Annotated in this window: 20 protein-coding genes and 1 pseudogene; 4 read left to right on the plus strand and 17 right to left on the minus strand. The window is 40.2% G+C overall.

What is annotated here, in order from left to right:
- Window positions 1–407: 407 nt before the first annotated feature.
- Window positions 408–935: a GNAT family N-acetyltransferase gene (locus tag BOD01S_RS01570; RefSeq protein ID WP_036154994.1), complete on the minus strand. Its 528-nt coding sequence runs from the start codon at window positions 933–935 to the stop codon at window positions 408–410.
- 228 nt (window positions 936–1163) lie between these two features.
- Window positions 1164–1748, minus strand: coding sequence for an LOG family protein (locus BOD01S_RS01575; protein WP_036154996.1), 585 nt, complete (start codon window positions 1746–1748; stop codon window positions 1164–1166).
- An 86-nt stretch (window positions 1749–1834) separates the two neighbouring features.
- Here BOD01S_RS01575 and BOD01S_RS01580 point away from each other — a divergent pair, with 86 nt between their 5' ends.
- Window positions 1835–2161: a MazG nucleotide pyrophosphohydrolase domain-containing protein gene (locus tag BOD01S_RS01580; RefSeq protein WP_036154997.1), complete on the plus strand. Its 327-nt coding sequence runs from the start codon at window positions 1835–1837 to the stop codon at window positions 2159–2161.
- A gap of 59 nt (window positions 2162–2220) precedes the next feature.
- On the opposite strand, the gene BOD01S_RS01585 is transcribed toward BOD01S_RS01580, so the two are convergent.
- The 3 genes from BOD01S_RS01585 to BOD01S_RS01595 all read right to left on the minus strand — a co-directional run bounded on the left by BOD01S_RS01585 (window position 2221) and on the right by BOD01S_RS01595 (window position 4897).
- Entirely contained in the window at window positions 2221–3351 is a 1131-nt protein-coding gene (locus BOD01S_RS01585; protein WP_233153110.1) for an FtsW/RodA/SpoVE family cell cycle protein, read from the minus strand.
- 268 nt (window positions 3352–3619) lie between these two features.
- Window positions 3620–4189: a DUF6434 domain-containing protein gene (locus BOD01S_RS01590; protein ID WP_036155001.1), complete on the minus strand. Its 570-nt coding sequence runs from the start codon at window positions 4187–4189 to the stop codon at window positions 3620–3622.
- A gap of 132 nt (window positions 4190–4321) precedes the next feature.
- On the minus strand, window positions 4322–4897 hold the full coding sequence (locus tag BOD01S_RS01595) for a hypothetical protein (protein WP_036155003.1): 576 nt from the start codon (window positions 4895–4897) through the stop codon (window positions 4322–4324).
- A gap of 192 nt (window positions 4898–5089) precedes the next feature.
- Here BOD01S_RS01595 and BOD01S_RS01600 point away from each other — a divergent pair, with 192 nt between their 5' ends.
- Complete coding sequence (locus tag BOD01S_RS01600) at window positions 5090–5503, plus strand: DUF4181 domain-containing protein (protein ID WP_036155005.1); 414 nt, start codon at window positions 5090–5092, stop codon at window positions 5501–5503.
- A gap of 76 nt (window positions 5504–5579) precedes the next feature.
- Here BOD01S_RS01600 and BOD01S_RS22785 read toward each other — a convergent pair whose 3' ends face one another.
- From BOD01S_RS22785 to BOD01S_RS01625, 6 genes are all read right to left on the minus strand, one after another.
- Window positions 5580–6023, minus strand: coding sequence for a hypothetical protein (locus BOD01S_RS22785; protein ID WP_036155007.1), 444 nt, complete (start codon window positions 6021–6023; stop codon window positions 5580–5582).
- Window positions 6024–6556: 533 nt separating this feature from the next.
- Entirely contained in the window at window positions 6557–6973 is a 417-nt protein-coding gene (locus BOD01S_RS01605; protein ID WP_036155009.1) for a GNAT family N-acetyltransferase, read from the minus strand.
- Window positions 6974–7023: 50 nt separating this feature from the next.
- The gene (locus tag BOD01S_RS23615; protein WP_233153111.1) at window positions 7024–8157 is read right to left on the minus strand and encodes a hypothetical protein; all 1134 of its coding nucleotides are present in this window, start codon (window positions 8155–8157) and stop codon (window positions 7024–7026) included.
- A complete protein-coding gene (locus tag BOD01S_RS01615) occupies window positions 8144–8665 on the minus strand; it encodes an RNA polymerase sigma factor (RefSeq protein WP_036155011.1) in 522 nt (173 codons plus the stop codon). Before BOD01S_RS01615 ends, BOD01S_RS23615 begins: the two co-directional genes overlap by 14 nt.
- A gap of 320 nt (window positions 8666–8985) precedes the next feature.
- Window positions 8986–9261: a hypothetical protein gene (locus BOD01S_RS01620; RefSeq protein ID WP_036155013.1), complete on the minus strand. Its 276-nt coding sequence runs from the start codon at window positions 9259–9261 to the stop codon at window positions 8986–8988.
- Between the two features lie 16 nt (window positions 9262–9277).
- The gene (locus BOD01S_RS01625) at window positions 9278–9736 is read right to left on the minus strand and encodes a helix-turn-helix transcriptional regulator (RefSeq protein WP_036155015.1); all 459 of its coding nucleotides are present in this window, start codon (window positions 9734–9736) and stop codon (window positions 9278–9280) included.
- Window positions 9737–10085: 349 nt separating this feature from the next.
- Between BOD01S_RS01625 and BOD01S_RS01630 the strand changes: the two genes are divergently transcribed.
- Window positions 10086–10364: a CD3324 family protein gene (locus BOD01S_RS01630; protein WP_036155018.1), complete on the plus strand. Its 279-nt coding sequence runs from the start codon at window positions 10086–10088 to the stop codon at window positions 10362–10364.
- A 147-nt stretch (window positions 10365–10511) separates the two neighbouring features.
- On the plus strand, window positions 10512–11072 hold the full coding sequence (locus BOD01S_RS01635; RefSeq protein WP_036155020.1) for a GNAT family N-acetyltransferase: 561 nt from the start codon (window positions 10512–10514) through the stop codon (window positions 11070–11072).
- A gap of 383 nt (window positions 11073–11455) precedes the next feature.
- On the opposite strand, the gene BOD01S_RS01640 is transcribed toward BOD01S_RS01635, so the two are convergent.
- From BOD01S_RS01640 to BOD01S_RS01665, 6 genes and pseudogenes are all read right to left on the minus strand, one after another.
- The gene (locus BOD01S_RS01640) at window positions 11456–12070 is read right to left on the minus strand and encodes a cysteine peptidase family C39 domain-containing protein (RefSeq protein WP_036155022.1); all 615 of its coding nucleotides are present in this window, start codon (window positions 12068–12070) and stop codon (window positions 11456–11458) included.
- A 64-nt stretch (window positions 12071–12134) separates the two neighbouring features.
- Window positions 12135–12543: pseudogene (locus tag BOD01S_RS01645) on the minus strand (NUDIX domain-containing protein).
- A gap of 48 nt (window positions 12544–12591) precedes the next feature.
- Window positions 12592–13038 (minus strand): NUDIX hydrolase, encoded by a 447-nt coding sequence (locus tag BOD01S_RS01650; RefSeq protein ID WP_036155024.1) that lies wholly within the window; start codon window positions 13036–13038, stop codon window positions 12592–12594.
- Between the two features lie 79 nt (window positions 13039–13117).
- Complete coding sequence (locus tag BOD01S_RS01655) at window positions 13118–13948, minus strand: alpha/beta fold hydrolase (protein WP_036155026.1); 831 nt, start codon at window positions 13946–13948, stop codon at window positions 13118–13120.
- Window positions 13949–13984: 36 nt separating this feature from the next.
- Window positions 13985–14497, minus strand: a complete 513-nt coding sequence (locus BOD01S_RS01660) for a hypothetical protein (protein ID WP_036155027.1) — start codon at window positions 14495–14497, stop codon at window positions 13985–13987.
- Between the two features lie 160 nt (window positions 14498–14657).
- Window positions 14658–15158, minus strand: a complete 501-nt coding sequence (locus BOD01S_RS01665; RefSeq protein WP_036155030.1) for a hypothetical protein — start codon at window positions 15156–15158, stop codon at window positions 14658–14660.
- Window position 15159 lies beyond the last annotated feature (1 nt).

Consider the following 15159-nt stretch of genomic DNA (forward strand, 5'->3'; position numbering starts at 1 on the left):
AATTCTAGGCATCCGCCTGACTGTGGATAGTTCAATAGAGGTTACTTTAGCAAACATTCAAAAAATAGTCAACGTCAATTTTAGAAATGAAGTTTTTTTACCACATGTATAAGCGAAAATACCCAAAAATGACGGAATATTTTACAATCTTTAAATATCTTTATTCGAGCAGATATAATCGAGTTTTATGGGAATTTTCTATGCACAGGAAAAAGCAGCATTATTTAAACGCTTTATCATGCTGATAAAATAAATCGTAAAAATACACTGTTATTATGTTGTATTTTTCTCTCTATTACAGCTTTTTCTTTTTTAATCGAATCATACATGCACCCTAACACTGGCACAATTAATCCATCACAAGCTGAGCCCGATCTATAAGAAAACAGCAATCAAATTAACAACGATCAGCTTAATTCTATTTTCTCATAAATACTGCTAATATCTTTCCACCCATATACAAGTTCTTTAAGCTTTTTGCCCCCGATTTCCACTTCTACGGTATCAATCATTTGGCCGCCGAGTGCTTCATAAAAATGCTTTGACGTATTTTCCTCCAATACACTCACAACCATTGTGCTGATGCCAAGCATTTCGATTTCCTCAATGATTGTTTTGACGAGACACTTACCGAGCCCCCTGCTTTGGTATGCCTCTGCTATATATAAAGTGCTCAGTTCACCTTGAAATTCTTCATACGCTCCGCTTCTTTCCACGCCGCCTGTCGCAAAACCAATAATTTGTCCTTCCTCATTTTCCGCTACAAAGACGCAACCTTCCAGCAGCACGCTTTCCCATAATCGCTTTTTCTTGTCATACGTCATCTTTTTCAAAAATTTTGGCGGGACAATATCTTTATAGGTCGTCCGCCAGCCATCCACGTGCACTTTGGCAATACTTGCCGCATCCGCCATCTTTGCTCTACGAATCCTCATACGATCCCTCCTTTTGGAAACAGACCAGCTTTCCCCTACTATTCTACAACGGAAGCTATATCCCTTCTAAAATAAAAAAGGAGCTGTGTTAAAAGTTAAAATGACCTTTAACACAGCCTCTTTCCATCATAAATAGTGCTCCTAAGGTTATCCCCTCACGCTGTCACTATTCTCAATACAACGAGGATGTCCGACAATGTCTTCCCGGACAACTCCCTCGTTTTTTTATTAGGTTTGGCTTTTCTTCTCAATATATGTTTTGACAGCCGGCGGATTGTAGGAACGGAATTGTTCAAGCAGACTGGACGGGTCTATATCTGTTAAAAACATCGGCATATACTGATCGTGCAGGAACTGCTGCTCATTCATGTGCTTGAAAAACGAAATGAGCAGATCATAGTAATGACCGACATTTAAAATCCCCGACGGCTTTTGATGAAGCCCAAGCTGTGCCCACGTAAAGATTTCAAAGAACTCTTCCATCGTTCCAGGCCCCCCCGGCAGCGCAATAAAGCCATCTGCCAGCTCGGCCATTTTTGTTTTTCTCGCATGCATCGAATCGACAACGATCAGCTCCGTCAAATGAGGATGGGCAATTTCTCTTTCCTCCAGCATTTTCGGGAGGACACCAATAACCTTTCCTCCTTCAGCCAGCACTGTGTCTGCTACAACCCCCATAATCCCAACGCTTGAGCCGCCGTAAACAAGGGTCAGATTTTGTCTTGCCAGTTCCTTTCCAAGCTGAACCGCTCCTTCCTTATAGAAGGGCTCTGCTCCTATACTGGAGCCGCAAAATACTGCAATACTTTTCATTATTTAGCCTCATTCCTTTATTTCAGTTTTGTTGTATGATAGTTTTATCTTAAATTCAAAATAATCCGAAAAAGGAGCCTGTACTAATGAAAACAAATGAATTCCAGCAACGATTAAAGCAATTTTATAAAGAAACGGGAGGCTTCGAGGAGGAAAATCTCCTCTCTGTCGTTATTCTAGCTGAAAATATTGGTGAAGTCGCTAGAATCTTAAGGGATATGGAATACGGCTCCCACCCTTTAAATACCACCCCTAATACATATAAAACAAATAAAAATCTGCTCTCTGAAAAACTCGGCGACATTTTAGGTACTATTACGTTTATTGCTAATCAGCACGATATTCAACTGCAGGACATATGCAAAAATCATATAGAAAAGCTAGAAAAAATACATACAATGATGCATAACTAATATTCTCATATTTTTAAACCAGGCAAGGAACCCTTCCCCCAATCAGCGTTCTTTGCCTTTTATTCATAGTTTTCATCCCGTGACAAGAAAAAATAATTTTCATATGTTTTCCGGAAGGATAAAATGACGCCAAGCAACAGGAAGTTCGATAAAAGCGAGCTCCCCCCGTAGCTAAGGAAAGGCAATGTTACCCCTGTCACAGGTAAAAGCCCCATCGTCATGCCGATATTCTGGAATATCTGGAAGGTCAATAAGCTGATGATACCAGCTCCCGTAATGTAGGCAAATCGTGTCCTCGCCTTTATAACAATAACAACAAGCCGGTATAAAAGAAGGAAATACAACAGAATTACAATAGAGCCGCCAATAAAGCCCGTTTCCTCCGCAATCGTGGAAAATATAAAATCCGTATGTTTTTCCGGGATATACACATCATTACCCCGGTAGCCTTTACCTATAATTTCACCTGTGCCGATTGCCAGTATCCCCTGCCTTGTCTGGTACGACGATGCCTCATATTCGAAGGGCTGCAGCCATCCATTAATCCGTGACACCTGATGGGGCGAAAGACGTCCTAATAATTCCTCCTGGTAAATATGATGAAACTGAAAATAAATAATTAGTATGCCGATGACTAGTGTCACTGGAATCGCTGCAACGGTTATGAGCAATTTTTTATTAATGGATGAAAAGAAAATCATAGGTGCCAGCAAGGCAAGATATAATAGGATCATTCCTGTATCCGGCTGTTGGTATACGAGCAGCATCGGCGGCATAGTGATAATGGCCACTTTGCACAGCAGGCGGCAATCAGACATAAAGGATGGCTCCTCCGTTAACGTATAATGCTTCTCCATCACCCGTGTAACAACGAGAACAAACGCAAACTTTAGAAACTCCGACGGCTGCAAGCTCCCTAGAAATTTAATCTGGTACCATGCCTTCGCTTCATTAATCGGCCTGGCAATGCTTTCCGGCGCAAAAATAAGTCCAATCAGCAGCAAAACAACCCCCGCATAGACAAACCAGGATATTTGCTTTAATTGTTCTACATCCAACATTGCTACGCCTACCATCAGGCTAAAGCCGAGTATGTAAAAGATGATTTGCTTGATCACAAAGGTTTGCCCATATTGCGGGAAGGCCTCTGTCGTTGAATGGATAAACAGGCAGCTAATGAAAGCGAGCAATGCTATGTATAATGCGACCTGCTTATCGATATATTTTTCTATCCCAATTCACCCGCTCCCTTTCACTTCATGTGGACAAAAGCCTTTACAGCTTACTGTATGTCCCTGCATGAATAAAAACGACTCCAACAGGAAAATGTTCCTGAAATATACTTTTATTGTCTAATTTGGAATGCTGTCATTATAGATCCATACACCATAAAGATTAAAAGCCATACTAGTTTCGAGCGTTTTCTCTCATTTTTTAAACCTGCTCTTATCGTCTTGCTTACGGTCTATACTTATTATCCCCCGGCAGGCTTTTTACTGTTTTCCACGCTGAAATAGCGTCTTCCCGGCTCTTTCCTATATTTTGTGGGTCTGCAAAATAGTCACGTGTAAACTGGTTGTATTCAAACTGAGGAGCGAGCTTGCTTTTTTTATAGGAGGGGTCTTTCTTCCGCTCCATTTCCTCATACCAGGCTGTGACCACATCCTGATATGTCTTCCCGACATTTTCTTTAAAAAACTGCTGGATATAGGTGGAGAAATGGAATTTAGGGATGATAGAGGTAAAAAACGCCCTCACTTGCTGGCTGCATCGATGGTTTTCCGTAATCACTGTTTCCAGCGTTAACGGTTCATTCGAAAGTGCCTTTTTGCGAGTAGTTTGTTTTTTTCGCAGCGGTTTTAGCTTCTCTCCAGTGTGAAGAAAATGTGTAATACGCTCTGCTAGCTCGATCTTTGAGCCCGTTGCACTCATTTCCTCCTCCCGGCAAAATGCCTGCAGCTCTTCCTTCAGCCAGTAATAATTTTTGAACTCTTCTACATTGATTTCTTTTGTTAAGTTAGGGCGCATCGTATTCCTCTTCTTATGTGTATTGTGTATTACTTATATTTCCAATATATTATTATACATTTTTTATCCATTTCACAAAACCCATGATGATTCGCTTCCTCTTTTTCCATGAGTACGGGTAAGGCGCTGTTTTTAATACAATTGTTCAAAATTATCTTGCTCCATCTCTATATCAGCAATTTTCCATTCATTCTCTTCTTTCACGACCTCCACTGTCACTTCCGTTGACCACCATGCCTGCTGCACATTCGAGGCCCTTTTATATTGCCCAAACTCTACTATATAGGAGACTTCATACCCGTCCTCTTGTTTAGTCTCTTGCTGTTTTTTAATATCGCTAATTTTATAATCACTTTGGTTCATATATGCCCGTTCAAACATCGCCGTCAGGGCACCTGTATCAAGCAGTGTATCAAAGCTGTCTGATGTTACATATCGGCCAAACTTGTCCATTGCGGTATTCTCGATCGCCTTGCTCGAAAACGTAACAATTTCCTCATCATTCTTTTCCAGTGCTTCTTCGATTTCCTTATCAATCGCTTGAAAAAGCTTCTCGCTTTCCACAAATTCCACTGTAAAAAGCTTGGTTATAAAATCGACTGTTGATTCGTCCTGAAACTCTTCTTCCTTTTGAAAAACAAACCATACCGCTATAGCCACCCCAAGCAGTACGATGCCCCCTGCTGCAGCCTTTTTCCACTTTTGCATTTCAGTCTTTCCCCTCCCATTTGCTAATCAAAAAGTGCTAACGTGCTGCTAACTATTTTATAAATAGAATGATAGAAATATGCGCGCCCTTTTAGTGGTGAATGGGCGCTCCCTTGGATAATAGAGAAAAAGGGGAAATAGTGTATAATGGATAAACAGGAAATTAATTTACAAAAATAGAAGGAGAATAACATGCCAAATTACACGACCCTTATGCTCATCCTTGTCCTTGTAGCGTTTGTGCTCTATGCATTTGATTATGGGATGAAAAAACTGTTGAAAGTGAAACGGGAAAAGTGGCCTTCCTATAACCATGTCAATGCCCGCCACCGGAAAATTGACTGGGGGATTCGGTGTACTTTTCTGCTTTTCATATTGTCATTATTCATTTATTACGATAAAACAGGGATGACTATTACCGTCTGGCCGTTTGAACCCTTGACTATTTTCATACTTTTAACAGTCCTCTCTGAATCGGTGCGTGCCTATATGGAGTGGAAATACGCTGAAAACCGCCGTACATATGTATTAACATTATCTAACATGGCCTTTGCTATTGGATTGATCGTTCTTCTCATTGGAACCGATTGTTTTGGATTCCTATAGCACACAAAGCAGGGATAAAACACGATTGTTTTATCCCTGCTTCTGATCTGCTTTTATGATCATTTACTTGTCCTTCTTATCTGCGTAAGTTTTCCTGATCCTTCAAGCGATTCTGCTCATTAGGTACACGGCTTTGGTCTGCGATGCTTTGATTTTTCTTTTCTTCCTGCATATCACGCTCGACTTCTCGAAGACTTTTGTTGTTTTCTTTGTTGTCTGACATACAGCATCCCTCCTGTTTTTGAATGTTTTCCCGCCCGTCATCTCCTTTAAACACATACTTTTTCCGGTCAAGTGCTCGAATCCCTGCTTCTATCGACTTACAGACACTTCTAAAATAGAGATGAACAGTACGCTCCTGCTGGCATATAAAGGAGACGGAGTGTTTCATGTACACTCGACAGGAACCACATCGGATATTGTCTATGATGACGGCAGCAAGCCCGACACCAGTATAGACGTTTCCGGCCATTTCTTTTTCGAGAATTATCAGAAGTGGCTGTAGATCGGTAACGTTCAAGAAAATTCCACATTTACCCAACGATCATACAAGCGAAAAGATACATAAAAGGGTATAATAAAGATGTGCAATTATTTAAATACTCTGTTTATTAGTACCTATGTTTTTCATGATCTTCTAAAGAAATGAGGGGTATATGTATGATCTTTTATGAATCCGTCTGTATTTGCTGCAAAAAGAAGTTCAAAATCCTGGAAGGTACACTCAAATATCAAAAGTATAAAACCAATATGCAAGGGCGCTTTTCCTGCGAGGACTGCGATCACAAAATCTATATGGAAGCCAGAAAGTATATGATGGCGAAAATTACGTAGCACGTTTGCTTAAGCAGAGCATTTCATGTAAGGAATGGCTCTGTTTTTTCTTTTTACTTTTTAGGTATTTAATTACTCGAAAATATAGAACTCAATTGTTATACCAGAATTCAAGCAGCCATTGGAAGATTAGACGATATTATATATTCTTTATCGTTTTCCATATAAAAAAGCCTGTTCTGAAGAAATGCTTCGAAACAGGCTTTCCTTTTAAAATTCCTACTCCAAATACTCAGCAGCTAATTGCTGATTTTGATAAATCGCCATACCGGTTTTCAATTTTTTAAAGCCGCACTTTTCATAAAAGGACATATTGCCGGTCGTAGAGATAAGATGAATACAGGAAACTTCCTTTAGCTCATCTAGTATCCTTTCCAGTAAAAGACGTGCAATCCCCTCTCCCTGATGCTGTTTATGGACAACAACATCATAGATCGCCGCGTTAAAGATGCCATCCGATAGAGCCCTCGCAAATCCGATTACTACTCCCTCTTTCACCGCAAAAACCTTATGCGTACTAGCTTCAAATACAGTACGGATTACCTCCTCGTCATGCTTCATCCAGCCAACTGACCTGTATACCTCTCGGAGTTCCTGTAAGTGAAGTTCTTTTATTTCCTTTTTTACTGTAATCATGTATACCTCCACTCACTTGTTTTCTGCAGCAATTAATGAATTCTTTAGTATTAATTCGTCTCTTTTTTAAATATCCCAATTAGTAAAATAACCAGGCCGGCTAAAAATAGAGGAGGAAGTAGAATCAACATGACGCCTATTCCCGCAAAACCATCTCCTTCATAGATGGCGTAGCTCATTCCTATGAGCCATGATAGCAGTGGTGCAATGACAAGCATTGTCGTTATTCCCCAGATGATTCGTTTCTTCCTCTTTCCAATTCCTTTTGTCAAAACAGCTGCGAAAATGAGGCCCCCTATTAAAATTGCTGCGCCCATCAGCATACTTTTACCTCCTTTTGCATGCTCCTGTTCACCCATTAAATTATGTTCCAACCCTACCTCCTGTAGATTATTTTGGAGGATGAATTCCTTTACATACGAAACAACTTCTTCATGATTCCCTTCTATATTGTAGCCTACATGATATATAGCACCGTTGTAGTACGTATACAGCTCATTGGCAGTTGTTTGTGTGACATTCATTTCATTTTTCTCATCATCAAATGTAAAATACCGATAGGCTAGAGCACTATTCGTTGTACGGATTTGATGGATCAGCGGTGTTGTTTCGTCCAACATCTCCTGCTCAACCCGGTTGCCGACAGCATCTTCCGTTAAATCCGCAAGAAAATCCGGGTACAAACTATTCATAAAGTGTTTGGCCACCGAGATAACCATATATTCCTCACCATTCCTGAATGAAAATTGCAGTTCTGTCTGCATCCCGTCATTTACCGCGAGAACTTCTGCGTTGCTTTTGTTAAACGGTTCAATAATATCAGGGATCATTGCATTATTTGCATTAAGGAATTCCGTTAACGGAACAGGCTTGAAATATTTCAGACGGCGTAAATCCTGGTGGTCAAACTCTTTAAAAAGCTCGCTATACGCAGCCCCATTTCCGTCCACCTGCTCAAACACATGTAAAATGGTATATCCTCGAGCGCTCTGTTCACGAACCGTCCCCCCGCTATATTGCAAGAAGACGAACACGAGCGCGGCTGCTGTGACAACGGCGGCTAAAACTGGTGCCAGGATACGTCTCTTTGGCCTATTTTGTGAAAGATTTTGCTTTACACGCCGGATGATTGCCTCCTCATGCTGCTTTGTCTGGCGCAGCTCTTTTAGTTTATATGGTCTCATCCATTAGCACCTCCCATTCGATGGATTTCAGCTGTTCCTTGAGCTGCTCCCGCCCTTTTGCCAGCCGGGACTTCATAGTGCTTTCCGGCATATTCAACAGGCTGGCGATTTCCCGGATGTTCAATCCTTCCATATAGTAATAAACAATTGCTTCCCTCTGCTTCACCGGAAGTGCCAGCACTGCTTTACTGATTTCTGCCTCCTCATCCTGCTGGATTAAAGCATCCTTTTCGGTAACTGTTTTAGAAGAAAACAGCCTCTCCTGCAGCACAAGCTTTCGGTAATGCCAGCTTTTCAAATAATCCTTCGCCTTGTTGGCAGTCATGCGAATTAAATAAGGTTTCAGGTCCTCCTCGGATAGCTGAACATTCGACTGAAAGAATTTTATAAACACTTCCTGCACAATATCTTCAGCGGTATGTAGATTTTTCGTATAATAATATGCAATTCGAAACAGCAGGGACGTATGGTCCGTCATAATCCGGTCCAGCTCTTCCTCGTCTTTCATGTGTCTCCCCCCTCTATATACAAAACGATGCCAAAAATGGAAAGGACGAAAAAAACTAAACTTTTCTGAAACCGTAAAATGGGAAATTTCCCTTATGGAGATGTAAGGGGGCTCTTCAAGTAAAAAAAGAAGAAAGAATAGAAGAAAAAACGCTCATCATAAAAATTAACAATGTAAATGAGCGTTATATATAGATTTGCTATTATAATGGTAAGTTCCACCATAAAAACTTTATATTGTACAGAGCCGGCTACTAATAAGGCGATGAGAATCACACTTCCTATTAGGCGTTTAAATACTTTTTTCATAAATACTCTCTATTACCCCCACCACATTGCCAAAACAAAGAATGACCACATACTCACCATTCCGCCTACGGATAATGTTGCCGTTAAAAGCGGGCCAAGCTTTTTCCATAAGCTTATGCCTGCCACGAAAATCAGCAGCACATAACTGCTGACCGTGACAAATGTTAAATAGGCAATCGGCCAGCCCGTATTGAATATTCCTTCTAGAAAGTAAGCAAGCGACTGCGCGTAGATACCAAGCAGGCACCCCGTTACAAGCAGCCCCCATAATATAGTTTGTTTCCTCATTGCCTCATCCCCTTTTTTATCGAATGTTCTGCGCCAGCTCCTGTAGGCGTTTTTTTGCTTCTGTCTCATCAAATGAGCTGTACCAGCGATAATCTTCTTCATCGAGGATACGGTAATGCTGGCTGAACATGTTTTGCTGCAGCCGGAAAATTCCTGCTGCCTCCACCTCACGCCACCATACCCGGCCGCCCATCGATTTTTGCTTTGGCAGCGTAATTTCCTCATGGGCAAGCATTTCTACGATTTCAATTGGGTCCTCCCCGATAGTTGCCTGGAGAATTTCACTTTGGCGAAACAATGTGCATACCGCAATTACTGTCGTCCAGCCGGCGAGGATACGTTCCTTCTCAATTTCCACTAACGTCTTTTTCGAAATGCCGATAATCGATGCCATTTTTTCCTGTGAGTAGCCTCGCTCCACACGGATCAACCGCATCTTTCTCGAAATTAACTGGATGAATGTTTCTCTATCCAATACAATCAGCTCCCAACTAAATTGTTTCATTTAGTGTAATTTTACACTATTCTATGTGAAATAAAAACAAAAAGTACACCTAATTTGAAAAGACTTTTACTATTTAGATGCCAAGATCACTTCCTACCAAAATAGAATTCACTCATTGTATAACATCATAGAATATTGAGGTTATATTACCGTAAACTGTAAATATTATGCTATGATTTTTAAAAAACGATTCACTAAATGGAGGGTTGATCTGCTTGAGAAAACATACATACTTCGCATAGCATTGGCTATGTTTTATCTAATGAAATGTAGCCCTTGCTCTTTCTAATAAATTATCTTGATTATTAGGAGTGTAAGAATGAGCTATAAGAAGGCCGAAGATTTTTTACCATGGGAAGTAATTGAGTTAATTCAACATTATGTTGACGGTGAATCAATCTATATCCCTCGAAAGGCGGAGCGGAAAAAAGCTTGGGGCTCCGGCACAACGACAAGGCAAGATTTAAAAGTGAGAAACGCGAACATATATAAAGATTTTTTATCCGGCATTGATACACATACACTCAGCCGGGACTATTATTTGTCATTAAAAAGTATTCAGCGAATTATCCTGCAAGAAAGAAAGCGTCGATTATAAATACCGCCAATACGGTTTATCCCGTATTGGCTTATTTTCATTTATGAAACAAGATTGAGGTTTCTATGTGAAATGACTGCAACTTATAATGAACGTATCATGAACCCGCATATCAACCGCTAAAACGGAAAAAGGAGTTGCTTGCAGTTGAAAGAAGATACTTTATTTACCATTGACTGTGGTGAATTTTACTTAAGAGAGTTTTGTGAGGAAGATGTGGATGCGATTGTTGACATTACATCACAACATGAGGTCGCTGAATATCTGCCGGATTGGAAGTCGACTAGAGAACAGCGTTTAGATTGGGTGATGAACTACGAAATCCCCGAAAATCAGGAATTTTTGGCTGCTGTTCCGAAACTCCGTCACGAAATAATAAGACTTGGAATTATTTTAAAAGAATCAAATGAGTTTATTGGTTTTTGTACATCCGGGATAAAAAAGGAATTAGGCAGCTCATGCCGGGAAGTTGCCTATGCGATTTCAAAGCATCACCAAAACAAAGGCTATGCAACAAAAGCTGTAAAGAGATTAATTCACTATTTATTTCAGCATACAAACGTAGAGATCCTTCATGCGGTAGTACTGCCCCGAAATGGCAGCTCCAATAAAGTCATTCAAAAATGCGGTTTTCGTCTAAATGAAATGGCTGAAATAGACGGAGAGCAATTCAACCATTATGTGCTAATGAAGGAAGACTGGAATTGATCAATATTCAAAGAGCAGTCTTGACGGATACTGAGAAGTTAACAAGCATAATGAAAAAGACTTGAGGTGAAGAAGCGAGGAAATCGAAAAAAGTAAGTTCAAAAAGTTCTAATCAACCCTTATTTAGCAACAAAGGCTAAAACTCCATTTTGAAAAGATTCCTCAAAATGGAGTTTCATTTTAGTTAAGTATGAAATTCTTATTATAAAGTTTGACCATTTCCTCAGACCGCTGCCCCGTAATCTCGGCCGCTTATTAAAGATTGGTATTCAACTAAAGCATCCAATAGCACGACTAGCCAGAGTTAAAATTATAGATGATTGAAAGCTAATAAGATTCTATTAATTTCCGGTATTTTTCTCCGTGTATACAGGTCATTAACATTAGCTCTGTGTGGCGTCTACGGTTATGTAAGTATTACTATAAAGAAGCATATGAACTCTCTTTACATTCCATAATTCCTTAAACTCATTAATTGGAACTTTTCGATTGTAACTATTATGTTCACCATCACAATTCACCAGATGCCTTAATGATTCCGAAAGGTAAATGTACTCCTTGTCATAGCCTACAACAGGAACAAAATGCAAAAGATTACGATCCTTCTGTACTTTAATAAAAACAATTACGGGAGTTCCTTTACTAACTTCGTATTTTAATGTATTTATACTTCCTTTATAATAGCGTGTTTTAAAGCCCTTTTTTCTTAACACTGTTCGGATTCCCTTTGGATATACATTCCCCGCCCTCGTTTTACTAGGAAAATGCGTATATAACGCTTCCCCCGCATCCTCCATACCAAAATGACGCAGCACATACGCTGTTGAAAATGCTGCACATTCGGTATTTTGTTGAAAATCTATGCGGTTGTTTTGTTGAATCAGATAGTTAGCTGGGTAACCTCTTTTTCGTAAAACAGGTATAGGTAATGTCATTAAATAGGCATTTATGATAGTTGATATAATCACCCATAAAACAACTGTTCTAACTATAAACATACTGCATCCCCCAATACTTTGTGCATCTATATTGAAATGATGATCTATAACCTGCACCATTAGTTTATATCAACGGGTTAAGCCCTTCAGGCAGCTCATTTACTTTGAAGAATTCGCTTCCGTTGTTTCCTCCCCATTTGCTTTAAGAACACCTCCTCTAGTTTCCTTTGAAATATAGGCGATTGTAACAGGATAAAACTCATTGCCGTTTGGTAGTTTCACATAATGCTCTTTGCCTGAAAATATACCTACCAAATCGAGCTTTCCAATTTCAATTCCCCTTTCCTCCAGCACTTCTCTTCTTCCGTGATTTCTTCTAATTCTATAAATCCGCCGGGAACGCCCTATAGCCCATCGCTTCGCTTCTGTAATAAAACTCCCCCATTTTCATTCACAACAGCTACCGCAACTCCAACTAATAGTAGAGGTTGACTTCCAACAACTCTGCGTAATTCATCAATATACCCCTTCATTTCCTACTAAAAAAATATTATTTAAAGAAATTTTCTTTACAGCCAAGCTCAATCCTTCACATACCCTATTCTTTTCAGTAATTTCTCCGTTGTCCCGTTTAGCTCCGGTAATGAGTCTAACGGAAAATAGCCGAGCTCCAGGCTTTCTTCATTGCCCATTAACGTCCCCGTCACTTTCATTGCCTTGAAAACAGCGGTTACATTATAAATCTCATCTCCATGCGGAAATTGATAATAAAATTCCTTACCAGATGCAATATCGAGCAATTCAAGGTCCTGTGCTTCTAGACCTGTTTCCTCGAAGAGTTCCTTTCTAGCGGTTTCCTCCAAGCTGTCGCCTATTTCCATGCCCCCGCCTGGTATTCCCCAGTCATTCGTATCTGACCGTAATTGCAGCAATATCTCGTTTTGTTCATTTAGAACGATCACAGCTGATCCGGGTGCGATAATCGGTTTTGTACCGATGACTTTCCGCAGTGATTGGATGTAATTCACAGTATGTATCTCCTTTTGTTCTATTATCCTAGATTAAAAGATTGCCATTACTTTCAAACAGTATTTAGGTCAACTGCTGTCACTCTTGCCGCTGAATGAAATGCACAATCGCCTCTTGGAATTCTTCTCTGCTTTCCACATAAGGGTGATGAGCTCCTTCCAGTATACGCACTTCCGCATTTGGAAAACGGAACGATTTATAATGATCAGGACCAACAGCATCATCATATACTCCTGTGAGTACTAATACTGGTTTCGTGATATGCTGGGTCATTACTGTAAAGTCCTCAAAATATTCTCCTGAGGAAAATACATAGTGCTGAAACTGTGGATCACTAGCAAGTCCTTCTCGATCGATAATATCCATCTTTTCCTTGTTTGCCGGATTTTTATATTGAAGTTTAAAATATAGATCTTTCTCCAGCAGCTCGGAAACCATTTCATAAAAAGCGTCGATAAATGGCTGTTCAGTAAATGAGCCCTTTTCCTTCTGTCCTAATAGTTCTCTTCCTTTTTGCAGCTGGTGCTCAAAGGAATACCGCATAGAAAGCGTTACATTTGATAAGATCAGTCCCTTCGTTCTCTCATGGAATCGATAGGCATAGTTGACTGCTAAAATCCCTCCGAATGAATGTCCCATCACATACCATTCCTCTATGTTTAGGGACTCCCTTAATTCTTCAATATCCGCTATCAGTCTATTTAACGAATAGTCCAAACTATGTTCCGAACGGCCGCATCCTCGCTGATCGAGATAAATCATTTCCAGGTCATTTTCCAATACATCCCCCGCATGATATTGGAAGGATCGGCTCCAGTAACCCGGTCCTCCGTGAAGAAAAAGACAAGGCGCCCCCTTCCCCCCTTTTTCCACATACAGTTCGACACCATCACTTGTTTTATATTTCATCTGTACTTCCCCTTGTTCATTGTAAATTGAAACTACTCAATTCTGTTCATACCCTTCCTCCTCCAGCTGTTCTTCCAAGCGCTGTTGGAGTTTTTCGCTCGGATCTGTGAAAGCCTCGTACCAGTCAAGATCGCTGCCCAGTATTTGTTCTAAACTATTGATAATAATCGTTATTTTCCGTATAGATGTATTCAATTTTTCCTGGTCCTCCGGTGAAAGTACGCCGTCATTTTCATAATCCATTAAAAGCATAATAATCGTTGGAAGAAGCGAGGATACTTCCGACTCACTACTATAAAGCTGCATCTCCGAATACCTTAGTATCGTGCCTAGATTGCTGACGCTTCCGAATGTCTGAGGCTCGGTACTTAACTCCGATAATGCCTCATAGTCTAACCCATGCAGTGCTGTAGCTATATTCACTACATTAATATGATAGCCTCTTCCAATCTCCTTTTTCAGATCCTGCTGTGCCCCGTAATGAAAGGCGTATAAAAAAGTAAGCAGAAAAGCTGCCAGCAGCAGCTTGCCGATCAATCGTTTATTCATGTTAGCTCACCCCTTTAAGCTCTGTACTTTCTAGCGTAATATAAGTTCCATTTTTATTCAAATAAGATATTTATTAGATGCCAAATAACCTTGAGGTTTTTTAATAAAGGTTTGGTGAAATAAAACCTTTCTAAAACAAAGAAGCCGGTATAAGGACTTCTTAAAAGTCCATTACCAGCCGTTCCTTTACCCGCGATTGAATTTTTTCGTTCGGTTCCATAAATGCATAGTACCAATCTATTTCGGTGCCGAGTATGTCTTCAAAATCGTTGATTAGAAATTTTACTTTTCGTACGTTTGAATTAAACGCCGCCTGCTGTTCCTCAGTCAGCTCCCCTTTACTTTTATAAACCGATAATAAATTACTAATATCGGAAAGAAGCGACTTGATTTCCGGCTGTCCTTTAAAGGTTTGGAAATCCGTATACATCAGCGTAAAATACAATTTGTTCAGGCTTGTATATGTGCTGTTGTCGGTTTCCATTTCCTTCAACCTCTCATACTCCAGTCCTTCAAAAGCGATCGATATATTTACCATGTTGACATGATACGCCCTGCCGATTTCCTTTTTCAGTTCCCGTTCCGCTTTATAATGATACATTTGCAGGGCCAGGAGAGCTGCGAGTGCAACCAAGCCGAGTCCAATCAATTGTTTTTTCACC

This window comes from Lysinibacillus odysseyi 34hs-1 = NBRC 100172 (genome assembly GCF_001591965.1).
Lineage (GTDB): Bacteria > Bacillota > Bacilli > Bacillales_A > Planococcaceae > Lysinibacillus_B > Lysinibacillus_B odysseyi.

Coding starts and splice junctions, on each gene's coding strand:
- BOD01S_RS01570 (WP_036154994.1), bottom strand. CDS start 935: ATGAGGATTCGTAGAGCAAAGATGGCGGATGCGGCAAGTATTGCCAAA.
- BOD01S_RS01575 (WP_036154996.1), bottom strand. CDS start 1,748: ATGAAAAGTATTGCAGTATTTTGCGGCTCCAGTATAGGAGCAGAGCCC.
- BOD01S_RS01580 (WP_036154997.1), top strand. CDS start 1,835: ATGAAAACAAATGAATTCCAGCAACGATTAAAGCAATTTTATAAAGAA.
- BOD01S_RS01590 (WP_036155001.1), bottom strand. CDS start 4,189: ATGCGCCCTAACTTAACAAAAGAAATCAATGTAGAAGAGTTCAAAAAT.
- BOD01S_RS01595 (WP_036155003.1), bottom strand. CDS start 4,897: ATGCAAAAGTGGAAAAAGGCTGCAGCAGGGGGCATCGTACTGCTTGGG.
- BOD01S_RS01600 (WP_036155005.1), top strand. CDS start 5,090: ATGCCAAATTACACGACCCTTATGCTCATCCTTGTCCTTGTAGCGTTT.
- BOD01S_RS01605 (WP_036155009.1), bottom strand. CDS start 6,973: ATGATTACAGTAAAAAAGGAAATAAAAGAACTTCACTTACAGGAACTC.
- BOD01S_RS23615 (WP_233153111.1), bottom strand. CDS start 8,157: ATGAGACCATATAAACTAAAAGAGCTGCGCCAGACAAAGCAGCATGAG.
- BOD01S_RS01615 (WP_036155011.1), bottom strand. CDS start 8,665: ATGAAAGACGAGGAAGAGCTGGACCGGATTATGACGGACCATACGTCC.
- BOD01S_RS01620 (WP_036155013.1), bottom strand. CDS start 9,261: ATGAGGAAACAAACTATATTATGGGGGCTGCTTGTAACGGGGTGCCTG.
- BOD01S_RS01630 (WP_036155018.1), top strand. CDS start 10,086: ATGAGCTATAAGAAGGCCGAAGATTTTTTACCATGGGAAGTAATTGAG.
- BOD01S_RS01640 (WP_036155022.1), bottom strand. CDS start 12,070: ATGTTTATAGTTAGAACAGTTGTTTTATGGGTGATTATATCAACTATC.
- BOD01S_RS01655 (WP_036155026.1), bottom strand. CDS start 13,948: ATGAAATATAAAACAAGTGATGGTGTCGAACTGTATGTGGAAAAAGGG.
- BOD01S_RS01660 (WP_036155027.1), bottom strand. CDS start 14,497: ATGAATAAACGATTGATCGGCAAGCTGCTGCTGGCAGCTTTTCTGCTT.